This is a genomic window from Rhizobium sp. PRIMUS64 (assembly GCF_023006465.1).
Taxonomy (GTDB): Bacteria; Pseudomonadota; Alphaproteobacteria; order Rhizobiales; family Rhizobiaceae; genus Rhizobium; species Rhizobium leguminosarum.
This window is the reverse complement of record NZ_JALBGX010000052.1, coordinates 1-12,164: the sequence shown is the minus strand read 5'-3', so window position 1 is coordinate 12,164 and position 12,164 is coordinate 1. Positions and strand designations below refer to the sequence as shown.

The window sequence follows — 12,164 nt, the reverse complement described above, 5'->3', positions numbered from 1 at the left end:
ATGTCAAATCCTGGCATGTATTGAGACGGCAGCAAGGGTTCCAAGACCCTCAAGCGCCGACAAGAAAATCGGGCGGAAAAGCGCATGGACGGTCCGATTTGTCAAGGCTTGGCGCACGCGGCCGGGCGTTTGGCACGCGTTTATGGCGAGGCTGCGACCGGTATGCTGCGGCAGTTTGGCCGCGTTTCCTGTATTGATGAAGATGTCGGTCAACTTTACAAGGATCGGCATTCTCATCGTGGAGCCTCCGCATGCCTCTCCTTAGCCGCCGCAACCTTCTCAAGGCATCCGCTGTCGCGGGTGCTTATGGCGTCGGCATCGGCATTGCCGGTAAATTCGGGCTTGCCGAGGCGGCTCCCGAGCCGCAGCTGCTGACGGCGGTGAAGACCGAGGCCATGCTGACCGAGGCGGGACCGACCAGGGATATCATGAGCTGGAGCCATGACGGCATGCCGCCGGTTCTGAGAATGACAAAGGGGCGACCCTATGCGGCGCGGCTGAAAAACGGGCTCGACGAACCGACGACGATCCACTGGCACGGGCTTCGCATCGATAACCGCATGGACGGCGTGCCGTTCATGACGCAGCCCTACATCTATACCGGCGATAGCTTCGATTATGCCTTCACGCCGCCCGATGCCGGCACCTTCTGGTATCATCCGCATTGCAACACGCTGACGCAGATGGGGCACGGCATGACCGGCATCATCGTCGTCGAAGATCCGGCTGATCCCCAATTCGATGCCGAGGTGGTGCTGAACCTGCGTGACTGGCGGCTCGGCGGCGACGGGCAGTTCATCGCTCCCTTCCGGCCGCGCGACGCTGCGAAGACCGGTACCTACGGCACGGTGCGCACCGCCAACTGGCATCAGGAACCGCGATATGATGCGCCAGCCGGCGGGCTGGTGCGGCTGCGTATTGCCGTGACCGACGTGACGCGGATCTTCTCGCTGAAGATGGAAGGCGCCGATGCGATCGTGATTGCGATCGACGGCAATCCGGTGCCGAAGCGTTTTTCCCTCGACCTCCTGCAGATCGGACCGGGTCAACGGCTCGATCTTGCCGTGCGCATGCCGGATGGTGAAGGTGCGGTCGCAACGCTCGAGGATATCCGCGGCACGACGCCGAAGACGATCGCCAGCCTGCGCGCGGTCGGATCATCGCTGAAGCGCGATATCGGCGATCTCCGGCCGCTTGTCGAGAATCCCGTCCCGAAGGCCGATCTAACCACTGCCGAGCAGATCCCGTTGATACTGAGCGCCACCGCCGAGAATGCCGCGGTCGAAAGCATCTGCGGCACGCTGGGCTACAGTTTCTGGGCAATCAACAAGGTGCCGTGGCCAGGCGATACGCCCGATCCGACGGCGCCGCTTGCGGAATTGAAGCTCGGCAAGAGCTATGTCTTCAATCTGGAGAATACTACGCCGCATGCCCATCCGATTCATCTGCACGGGATGAGCTTCACGGTGGTCTCCTCCTCGACGCGCGAGGTGATGCCGCTGGTGTCCGATACCTATCTCATTCAGCCGGACGAGAAGGTGCAGCTTGCCTTCGTCGCCGACAATCCCGGCGACTGGCTGCTGCATTGCCATATCATCGAGCATCAGAAGACGGGGATGACGAGCTATCTCAGGGTAAGCTGAGACAGCCCGCGCTTTCGCCGCGATTGCAGCTTTGCTTCGCGCCGGCGTTCGCGCCATGCCTCAGTTTAGACGTGATTCTTCGCCGGCAATGCTCGAAGCGTATGCTGTTGTATTGACATATCGAACCGAAAGGAGAAGGAAGGTTTAACCGACCTTTTCCTTGCGAATGAAATGATATGATCGAAACCACCGCCGATTTGGCGGCCGCCTGCAAAGAGCTGGCCAAGTCCGACTTCATCACCATCGACACCGAATTCCTGCGCGAAACGACCTTCTGGCCGGAGCTCTGCCTGATCCAGATGGCAAGCCCGACGACGGAAGTTCTCGTCGATCCGCTGGCCAAGGGCATCGATCTCGCCCCCTTCTTCGAGCTGATGGCCGATCCGAAGGTGCTGAAGGTCTTTCACGCGGCGCGCCAGGACATCGAAATCATCTTCAATCGCGGCAATCTCATTCCGCATCCGATCTTCGACACGCAGGTCGCCGCCATGGTCTGCGGCTTCGGCGACAGCGTCTCCTATGACCAGTTGGTCAGCCGCATCAAGAACGTCCATATCGACAAGTCGTCGCGCTTCACCGACTGGAGCCGCCGGCCACTCTCGGACAAACAGCTGGATTATGCACTGGCTGACGTCACCCACCTGCGCGACGTCTACCTGTCGCTGAAGGCGGAACTCAATCGCGAAGGCCGCACCTCCTGGCTCTCCGAGGAAATGGACATTCTCGAGTCGCGCGAAACCTACGACATGCATCCCGACGATGCCTGGCAGCGGCTGAAGATGCGTCTGCGCAAGCCGCAGGAGCTGGCGATCCTGAAATATGTCGCCGCCTGGCGCGAACGCGAGGCGCGGGCCCGCAACGTGCCGCGTTCGCGGGTGCTGAAGGATGATGCGATCTACGAGATCGCCCAGCAGCAACCCAAGGATACCGAGGCGCTCGGCCGTCTGCGCACCATTCCAAAGGGCTGGGAGCGCTCGACTTCCGGTGCCGCGGTCATCGAGGCCGTCAACACGGCGCTTGCTCTTCCGAAGGCCGATATGCCGCATGTGCCACGCCAGGCGCAGGCGCCCGAAGGGGCCGCTGCTGCCGTCGAATTGTTGAAGGTGCTGCTGAAGCTGATTTCGGAAAAACACGGCGTGGCGCCGAAGGTCATCGCCAACAGCGAGGATCTCGACAGGATCGCCGCCGAGGGCGAGAAGGCCGAAGTGGCTGCCCTGCACGGCTGGCGGCGCGATCTTTTCGGCGAGCCGGCACTGCAGCTGATCCAGGGCGCAATCGCCTTGCGTTTCGTCGACCGGAAGGTCGAAACCGTCAGCCTCTGAGGTTGCTGCCTAACTCCTTAAATCGGACTCGATTTAAGGGTAAAATTATGCAGCAATTCAAAGTGCTACAGCGTCCTTAGTGGCTCTCGAAAAGACACGCTAAGGACGCTGTAGTTTCGAATTCGCTTGACGGTTTTTTCCGGCCTGAAACAATGGGCGGGAAGTGACATCACGGCGCAGAGGCGGCATGCGGGAAATATCTCCGACGCAGAATTGGATCCTGATCGCGATCGTCCTCGCGGCCAGCGGTGTCATGTATGATCTGATGTTCTACTCCAACCAGACGCCCGTCATTGGCGCGATCTTCGCGCTCTTCATCGGCATGCCGATCATCGCCTTCGAGCGCAAGGTGCTGTTTCGCCGGCTCTACAGGCGCATCCAGAAGCTGCCGACCTTCGCCTTCATCATTACCGAGCTGGTGATCTACGAGATCCTGATGAGCATCGGCTTTGCCTGCGCCGGCCTGCTGCTCTGGTCGTTCGCCATGCTGAAGCCGGCATCGCTCCTCGATCTCGTCATCATGCCGTTCGAGGTCTTCCTCTATGCGCTGGCGGTCTGCGCGCTGCTGATCTTCGTCTTGCGCGTGCGAGAGCTGCTCGGCCGCGAGGTTTTCCTCAGCATGCTCATTAGCCGCTACCGCAACCCGGTTAGGGAAGAGCGTGTCTTCCTGTTCATCGATCTCGTCGATTCGACGGCTTTTGCCGAAAAGCACGGCGACCTCAGGGCTCAGCAGCTGCTGAGCTCGCTGTTTGCGACTTTCGCCGAACCGGTCAGGCGCCACAAGGGCATGATCAACGACTATGTCGGCGATGCGGCGATCATCACTTGGCCGCTTGCCCGCGGCGTCAAAAATGCGCGCTGCGTGCGCTGCATCTTCGATATCCTCGCCGATATCGAAGCCAATGCCGCCGGCTGGCGCAAAAGCTATGGGCAGGTGCCGAAGCTCCGCGCCGCCCTTCATGGAGGCGAAATCATCACCGCCGAAATCGGCGTCGACCATCACAAGATCAGCTATTTCGGCGACACGGTGAACACCACTGCCCGGCTGGAGACGCTCTGCCGCAGCCTGAACCGGCCGGTGCTGATCTCCACTGAGCTTGCCCGGCGCATGAACTTTCCCGACGACGTCAGCTGCGAGGATCTCGGCACTCACGCCGTGAAGGGGCGCGGCCAGGCGCTCGGCGTCATGGCGCTTTCCTCGCGCGCAGTCACCGTACTGAACACGCCGGCGGTCATTCTGCACGGCTGAGCAACGACTCTGCCGCATCGGCCCGAAAATCGGAATCGATTTTCGGAAAGCACGATGCGAAGATTGAAAATGTTACAGCGTCCTTTACGCGTCTGAAAGACGCGCGGCGCTGTAAGTACGTCACCAAAGCTTCACCCAAACGTCAATTCGCTGACATTAAAGCCCTGCTAAGCGGAAGGCCTTTGCAATCCGTTCCACGGGGATATTATGAAGAACGTCCTTTTTGCTTCCGTATCGCTTTTCATCCTGGTCGCCGGCTCCGCTTCGGCCGACCAGCAGCAGTTCCCGGCCAAGCTCGCCGGCCAGGCGATCCTGCCTGCCAACACCATGGTTCCGGCACCGGCCGACGCCCCCGAATTCCTCAAGCATGCCGGCAAGTTCACGACGCCTGACCGCAAGCGCACCGAAGCGCTCGGCACCGTTCCCGGTAAGGACGGCGCCCGTGTCACCGATCTGAAGCTTCCCTTCGACGGCCAGCCGATCCAGGGTTTCTCGGGCGTCAAGACGATGGCCGACGGCACCTTCTGGACGCTCTCCGACAACGGCTTCGGCTCGAAGTCCAACTCGTCGGACTCCATGCTTTTCCTGCACCAGATGAAGTTTGACTGGGCCGGCAACAAGGCTGAGGTCGTCAAGAACCTCTTCCTCTCCGACCCCAACAAGATCGCTCCGTTCCCGATCGTGCTTGAAGGTACTGACACGCGCTATCTCACCGGTGCCGACTTCGACATCGAATCGATCCAGCCGGTTGCCGACGGCTTCTGGCTCGGCGACGAATTCGGTCCCTACATCCTGAAGTTCGACACCGCTGGCCGCCTCACCGACGTCATTCCGACGACGCTCGACGGCAAGCCGGTGCTTTCGCCCGACAATCCGCTTCTCTCGGTTCCATCAAACCCGGCCGCCAAGATGCCGGTCTTCAACCTGAAGCGCTCCGGCGGCTTCGAAGGCCTCGCTATGTCGAAGGACGGCGCCAAGCTCTACGGCCTGCTCGAAGGGGCCATCTACAAGGATGACGGCACTGTGGAAACCATCGATGGCCACACCGCCATCCGCGTCATCGAATTCGATGTCGCCTCCAAGAAGTGGACCGGCCGCAGCTGGCTTTATCCGTTCGAAGACAAGGGGGTATCGATCGGCGACTTCAACATGCTCGACGACACCACCGCTCTCGTCATCGAGCGCGATAACGGCGCCGGCACGACGGACAAAGCCTGCGCCGATCCGAAGCAGCCGAAGCCGGATTGCTTCGAAGCTCCGGCCGTGCTGAAGCGCGTCTACAAGATCGAGTTCAACGATGCCAATGTCGGCAAGGCGGTCCGCAAGATCGGCTATATCGACCTCCTGAACATCCAGGACCCCGACAACAAGAAGAAGGCCGGCAGCAAGGACGGCGTCTACGACATGCCGTTCGTGACGATCGAAAACGTCGACCGCGTCGACGCCACGCACATCATCATCGGCAACGACAACAACCTGCCCTTCTCGGCCGGCCGCGCCGTCGACAAGGCTGACAATAACGAGTTCAGCCTGCTCGAAGTCGGCGAGTTCCTGAACGCGAAGTAATTCGGCGTTCTGGTGTGAAATACAGAGGGTGGCGCGAAGGCGCCGCCCTTTTTGTTTTTCGCTGCCTAGGTTGCGTTCCTGACGACGTACAGTGGCACAGACCTATTCAAACCGAAACGCCAACCGCTTGTTTGTCAGCCTCGACAGCTGCTGCAGGCGGCCGTCAAGGCGCTCGCCGGCGAAATCGCGATATTCGGGAGGCACGACGAATTCGAGGTCGAGGTCCGGGCTCGACGATTTGCGGAAGGTCAGGTTCTTGACGATGCCGGGCATCGAGGCAGAGAAGAGGTAGACGACGCGCAGCATGCCGCCGAGCAGCTTGGCGCGCTCAATGAGCTGGGGCGTGGCAATCTGCGCCAGCGGACCGGTGGCGCCGTCGTCATGCAGGCCTTCGAAACGGTAATAGTTGGAAAGCGCGATAAAGGCGCGGCCGGGATGACTGATGCCGACGAAGGAAGAGTGGGCGATGACGTTCAGCGCCTGCAGGCCGCGATAGTCAGGATGGGCGCGCCAGCTGATATCGGCAAGCAGACAGGCGGCCTGGCGGTAGCGGCTTTCCTCTTCAGTTTCCTGGATGCCGAAAAGGGGCATCATGCGGCCGGTCCATTCCGCCAACTCGCGGGCATGCTCCGGCGAACGGGCACGCAGAATTGCCAGTTCTCCGGCGGCGGCAAGCAGCGGATCGGCGCGGCGCTCGGCCTCCGACAGCAGCGAATAGAGATATCCCTCGCGCACACCCTGCGCCGAGAAGGAAATTAGCGACGGCTTCATCGCACTCAGAACTTCCTTCATGGCGACGGCGCCGAAAGGCAGCAGCGAACGGCGGTGCTTGGAAACGGCCTGCAGTGCCGGCTCCCTGGAGTCGCGCGCGGTCACCACCTGGTCGAGGAACTGCATCATTCCTTCGAACGACACCTCATAGCCCTGCATCATGTGCAGCGGATAGTGGGTGATTTCCATGTGCAGCTTGGCGATGTTTCGCCAGGTGCCGCCGACGGCGTAGAAGGTGCGCCCCTCGCCTTTCGACAGCAGCTTTGCCGTCTTCAACTGCTTGCGGGCAAAGGTCTGGGCCTTGGAGAGCGATCCGCCAGCATATTCCGACAGGCGCAGGCCGCCGAGCGGCAACGTGATGCCCTTGCCGAACTCCTTGCCCTTGATATCGATCAGTTCCAGCGAGCCGCCACCGAGGTCGCCCGCAATGCCGTCAGGATTGTAGAAACCGCTGATGATGCCGAGCGAGGCGAATTTCGCCTCCTCCTCACCCGAGAGTACGCGGACCTTGCGCTTAAGGATGGTTTCTGCCTGATGGATGAAATCGGGACCGTTGCTCGCCTCGCGCGCGGCCGCCGTCGCCAGCACATACATGGTGGCAGCGCGCGCCTGGTCGGACAGAGCCTTGAAACGGTGCAGCGCCGCCAGAGCCCGCGCGACGCTGTCTTCATCCATCTTGCCGGTAAGGGCGACGCCCTTGCCGAGGCCGCAGAGGACCTTTTCGTTGAACAGGACGGTTGGCGAACGGGACATGCCTTCGTAGACGACAAGACGAATCGAATTCGATCCAATATCGACGACGGAGACCGGGGCGATCCCCGGAAGGCGCCCCTGGGCTTCAGATTCAACCATTTAGGTCCAGTTTTACTTGTTGTTACGGCCTTCGAGCAGGCCGGCGATCAGCTTCGGCGCACTGGACTTCAGAGCTTCACCACGGCCCGACAGGCTCGGATTGGTCATGAAATACTGCTGCGCATTGAACGGTTCTTCGCCCCTGCGCACTTCCATGCGTCGCGACGTACCGTCGGGCAATATCTCGTAGCTTTGTTGATTGTCAATCACGTTGCCGAGCATAATCTGTGACAAGACCTGCTCGTGAACAGTCGGATTCGTCAGCGGAACCATGGTTTCGACACGGCGATCGAGGTTTCTCGGCATCATGTCGGCCGAGCCGATGTAAACCAGCGCCTTGTCGGACGGCAGGCCGTGGCCATTGCCGAAGCAGAAGATGCGGCTGTGCTCGAGGAATCGGCCGACGATCGACTTGACGCGGATCTTTTCCGAAAGGCCGGGCACCTGCGGACGCAGGCAGCAGATGCCGCGCACGACGAGGTCGATCTCGACGCCGGCATGGCTGGCGCGATAGAGCGCGTCGATGATGTCGGGGTCGACAAGCGAATTCATCTTCATCCAGATCGCGGCCGGCGCGCCGTTCCTGGCATGCTGAATCTCTTCCTCGATGTGGCGCAGGATGCGCGGGCGCATCGTATAGGGCGAGATCGCGAGCTGCATGCCCTGCTCCGGTTCGCCGTAGCCGGTAATGAAGTTGAAGATGTTCGCCATGTCGTGGGCGATGACGGGATTGCAGGTGAAATAGGACAGGTCTGTATAGATCTTCGCGGTGATCGGGTGGTAGTTGCCCGTTCCGAGGTGGCAATAGGTTCGCAGCTTGCCTTCCTCGCGCCGAACGACCATCGACATCTTGGCGTGGGTCTTGAGCTCGATGAAGCCAAAGACGACCTGCACGCCGGCGCGCTCGAGATCGCGCGCCCAGCGGATGTTCGCCTCTTCGTCGAAGCGGGCCTTGAGCTCGACCAGCGCCGTCACCGACTTGCCGGCTTCGGCGGCGTCGATCAGCGCGCGGACGATCGGGCTGTCGTTGGAGGTGCGGTAAAGCGTCTGCTTTATCGCCAGGACGTCAGGATCGCGCGCAGCCTGGAGAAGAAACTGGACCACGACGTCGAAAGATTCGTAGGGGTGATGGACGACCATGTCCTTTTCGCGGATGGCGGCGAAGCAGTCGCCGGCATGTTCGCGGACGCGCTCGGGAAATCGCGCATTGTAGGGGGCAAACCTGAGATCTTCGCGCGGCGCCTTGGTAATCTCGGACAGGGTGTTCAACGCCAGAAGGCCCGGCAGAACGGCGACGCGATTATCAGGGATATTGAGCGCCTGGACGACGAACTGACGCAGCGAGGCCGGCATTTCGGAGTCGGTCTCGATGCGGATGACCTTACCGCGGCGGCGGCGTTTCAGCGCCGTTTCGAAGAAGCGGACGAGATCCTCGGCCTCTTCCTCGACTTCGATATCGCTGTCGCGGATGACGCGGAACGTACCGGAGCCCTGCACCTCATAACCCGGGTAGAGCCGGTGGATGAAGATGTTGGCGACATCTTCCAGCGTGATGTAGCGGATCGTGTTTCCATCATCCGGCAGACGGACGAAGCGGTCGAGCGCCACCGGCAGGCGCAGCAGCGCCGTCATCGGCTCGCGGCCATTCTTACTAACGAGCTGCAGACCGATCGAGAAGCCGAGATTCGGAATGAAGGGGAACGGGTGGGCAGGATCGATCGACAACGGCGTCAGGACCGGGAAGATCGCCTGTTCGAATTCGGCGGCCAGCCACTGGCGGTCGGCATCGCTCAAGGCGCCGGGGCGTACGATCAGGATGTCTTCCTTGGCGAGATATTGTTGCAGGACGGCCAGCGAGGCCTGCTGCTCCATCTGCAGATGGTCGATTTCCTGCAGGATCGAATCGAGCTGCTCGGCCGGCGTCTTGCCGTCGGGACTGCGGATGGCGATGTTCTGGCGTACCTGGCCCTCGAGGCCGGCGACACGCACCATGAAGAATTCGTCGAGGTTGGCGGCCGAGATCGACAGGAAGCGAACGCGCTCGAGCAGCGGATGCTCGGTATTCAACGTTTCTTCCAGGACACGGCGGTTGAACTGCAGCCAAGAGAATTCTCGGTTGATGAAGCGCTCGGGGCTCTTGAGCAGCTCTTCCAGCGGGGGGGTGTTGTCGTTGATTTCCGGAGTGAGTTCCTGATGTTCTGCGACTGCGCTGTCCATGGTCCACTTACCCCGTTTTCAATCGCCAAAGGCAATTATATCAGTTTGACGACGGAACTGTGACAGTCAATCGGCCGGTTCCGAATTTCCCAATTCATTCAATACTTCGGCAGCAAGAGACCGGGTGATTTTGGTGCCTCGCGACAGGGCCAGCCGGTCAAGCCTTTCGACGATCGTCTGGGCCGCGTTCAGCGACCGCTCCATCCGGTTCACGATATAGAGCACGAGTTTGTCATCTATATAAAGCTGCCGGTCGGCGAAGAGCTTGACGATCACCTGCGACAGCAGCGCCTCATCGGGTTCGCCGATCTCGACGACGGTTGCCGCTTTCAGGCGCGAGCGCAGATCGGGCAGCAAAACTGGCCACGACATCGGCCAGAGGCGGCTGGTGATCAACAGGCTGGTGCCGTTTTCGCGCACGCTGTTGATGACATGAAAGAGCGCGTTGTCGTCGAAGCCGAGGCGGTCGGCGTCCTCGAACAGCACCGGGCCGGCGGCGGCGGCAACCGCGGCGTCCGAGCCAAGCTCGGGATGGATGTCGACGGCGCCGCTCAACTCCCGCCAGATGCGGGCGAGATGCGATTTTCCCGAGCCGACGGGGCCGGCGAGCACGACAACCGGTGATGGCCATGCCGGCCAGGCATCGACGATCGAAACGGCGGCGGCAAGACGCTCCGAGATCAGGAGGTCGTCGCGCCCGCTTGCGGCATCGTGCGAAAAGACCAGCGGCAGCTGCTCTCCGGCTTTGCGCTTCGGATCAGCGTTCTTCACGTCATTCATTGGGAACTGATTTCGTCTTCCGGGCGCGGCCACTGAGCGACCCGCCAAAATAAAGATCACTCTGAAGGTAGCGTGAAAGCGCGAAACGAACAAGGACGCCGACGGCGGCGGCGGCCGGCACGGCGACCAGAAGCCCTACGAAACCGAAGAGCGCGCCGAAGGCAAAAAGCGCAAACATCAGCCAGACCGGATGCAGGCCGACGCTGGAGCCGACGAGCTTCGGCTGCAGAATGTTGCCTTCCAGGAACTGGCCACTGAAGAAGACGACGAGCACCAGGCCGATCCAGGGATAATCGGGCCAGAATTGCACAAGCGCCACGCCGATGGCGAGCACGAGGCCAACCATCGAGCCGACATAGGGAATGAAACTGATCATGCCGGCGAAGAGGCCGATCAGCAGGCCGAAATTCAGCCCGACGAGAGAAAGGCCGACGGCATAATAGATGCCGAGGATGAGGCAGAGCGAGCCCTGGCCGCGGATGAAACCGGCGATCGCCTGGTCGATCTCCTTGGCGATCTGGCGGACATCGCCGACATAGTCGCGTGGGATCCACTGGTCGACCTTGGCAACCATACGGTCCCAATCGAGCAGGATATAGAAGGCGACGACGGGGGTGACCACGAGCAGCGATATGACGTCGACGATCGCCTTGCCGGAATTCCAGATCTGCGCGAAGAGCCCGGTGAGGAAGCCCATGCCCTCCGACAGGATGCCGGAGAGATTGTCCTTGATCGTGCCCATCTGGTTCTCGACCCAGTCCGGCAGCAGCGAATTCTGCGCCTGCGTGATGAACTGCTGTAATTGGCTGATATAACCCGGCAGACGCTGAGCGAAATCGTTGAACTGGCTGATGAGCACCGGAATGAGGATCATCAGCGCCAGCGTGAAGACGATGACGAAGGCGACGAGAATGCCGATGGTCGCCATCATGCGGCTCAGACCCAGGCGTTCAAGCCGGTCAGCCACCGGATCAAGGAAATAGGCAATCGCCATGCCGGCGATGAAGGGCAGCAGGATCGAGCTGAAGACATAGAGAAAGACGATGAAGAAGACGAGCACTACCAGCCAGAAGAAAATCTGACGCTTGAGACTGTTGCCGCTGACATGCTGTGGCATCGCTTCCCCGCTGATCACTCGCCGCCGCAAACGCCGTATCCGAACCGGAGCGGCCATTCAGCACATAGGATGCAGGCGCAAAGATGGTCAACCCTGTCGTGCCAAATCCCCGAAAAGCTGGAGGAAGACGCGGGAAATTGGGGGCTTTTGCCATGCAACGCTTGCATAAACGCCCCTGTCATGCAATTGCGACCGGCAGATGACGCGGCACGTTTGCCGCCTGAAATAGCCATCGGAGACCAGCATGAGCCAGTCTGGGAAAAACGGCCTGACATATAGCGATGCGGGCGTCGATATCGATGCCGGAAACCTCCTCGTCGAGAAGATCAAGCCGGCGGTGCGCTCGACGCGCCGTCCTGGCGCCGACGGCGAGATCGGCGGCTTCGGCGGGCTCTTCGACCTCAAGGCCGCAGGCTTTACCGATCCGGTTCTCGTCGCCGCCAATGACGGCGTCGGGACCAAGCTGAAGATCGCGATCGATGCCGACTATCACGACACCGTCGGCATCGACCTGGTCGCCATGTGCGTCAACGATCTCGTGGTGCAGGGCGCCGAGCCGCTGTTCTTCCTCGATTATTTCGCGACCGGCAAGCTCGACCCCGACCAGGGCGCGGCCATCGTCGGCGGCATTGCCGCCGGCTGCCGCG

The 12,164-nt window shown here is 61.0% G+C and carries 10 protein-coding genes; 5 read left to right on the top strand and 5 right to left on the bottom strand.

Translation table 11 applies throughout. From position 1 onward, the window contains the following. Positions 1-3: 3 nt before the first annotated feature. The gene (locus tag MOV76_RS20485; RefSeq protein ID WP_245515192.1) at positions 4-237 is read right to left on the bottom strand and encodes a hypothetical protein; all 234 of its coding nucleotides are present in this window, start codon (positions 235-237) and stop codon (positions 4-6) included. Between the two features lie 14 nt (positions 238-251). Between MOV76_RS20485 and MOV76_RS20480 the strand changes: the two genes are divergently transcribed. From MOV76_RS20480 to MOV76_RS20465, 4 genes are all read left to right on the top strand, one after another. Next, entirely contained in the window at positions 252-1,643 is a 1,392-nt protein-coding gene (locus tag MOV76_RS20480) for a multicopper oxidase family protein (protein WP_168298090.1), read from the top strand. Between the two features lie 176 nt (positions 1,644-1,819). After that, complete coding sequence (gene rnd, locus MOV76_RS20475; protein ID WP_247265168.1) at positions 1,820-2,965, top strand: ribonuclease D; 1,146 nt, start codon at positions 1,820-1,822, stop codon at positions 2,963-2,965. 187 nt (positions 2,966-3,152) lie between these two features. Beyond that, complete coding sequence (locus MOV76_RS20470; protein WP_115156986.1) at positions 3,153-4,214, top strand: adenylate/guanylate cyclase domain-containing protein; 1,062 nt, start codon at positions 3,153-3,155, stop codon at positions 4,212-4,214. A 207-nt stretch (positions 4,215-4,421) separates the two neighbouring features. Then, complete coding sequence (locus tag MOV76_RS20465) at positions 4,422-5,780, top strand: esterase-like activity of phytase family protein (RefSeq protein WP_168298088.1); 1,359 nt, start codon at positions 4,422-4,424, stop codon at positions 5,778-5,780. A 102-nt stretch (positions 5,781-5,882) separates the two neighbouring features. Here MOV76_RS20465 and ppx read toward each other — a convergent pair whose 3' ends face one another. The 4 genes from ppx to MOV76_RS20445 all read right to left on the bottom strand — a co-directional run bounded on the left by ppx (position 5,883) and on the right by MOV76_RS20445 (position 11,517). Continuing rightward, positions 5,883-7,403: an exopolyphosphatase gene (gene ppx, locus MOV76_RS20460; RefSeq protein WP_018241494.1), complete on the bottom strand. Its 1,521-nt coding sequence runs from the start codon at positions 7,401-7,403 to the stop codon at positions 5,883-5,885. 12 nt (positions 7,404-7,415) lie between these two features. Further along, positions 7,416-9,620, bottom strand: a complete 2,205-nt coding sequence (locus tag MOV76_RS20455) for an RNA degradosome polyphosphate kinase (protein WP_018241493.1) — start codon at positions 9,618-9,620, stop codon at positions 7,416-7,418. Positions 9,621-9,686: 66 nt separating this feature from the next. Then, a complete protein-coding gene (hdaA, locus tag MOV76_RS20450) occupies positions 9,687-10,400 on the bottom strand; it encodes a DnaA regulatory inactivator HdaA (RefSeq protein WP_018241492.1) in 714 nt (237 codons plus the stop codon). Next, positions 10,393-11,517, bottom strand: coding sequence for an AI-2E family transporter (locus MOV76_RS20445; RefSeq protein WP_018241491.1), 1,125 nt, complete (start codon positions 11,515-11,517; stop codon positions 10,393-10,395). Before MOV76_RS20445 ends, hdaA begins: the two co-directional genes overlap by 8 nt. 244 nt (positions 11,518-11,761) lie before the next feature. On the opposite strand from MOV76_RS20445, the gene purM reads away from it, so the two are divergent. Beyond that, on the top strand, positions 11,762-12,164 hold a 403-nt coding region (gene purM / locus MOV76_RS20440), incomplete at its 3' end, for a phosphoribosylformylglycinamidine cyclo-ligase (RefSeq protein WP_247265167.1).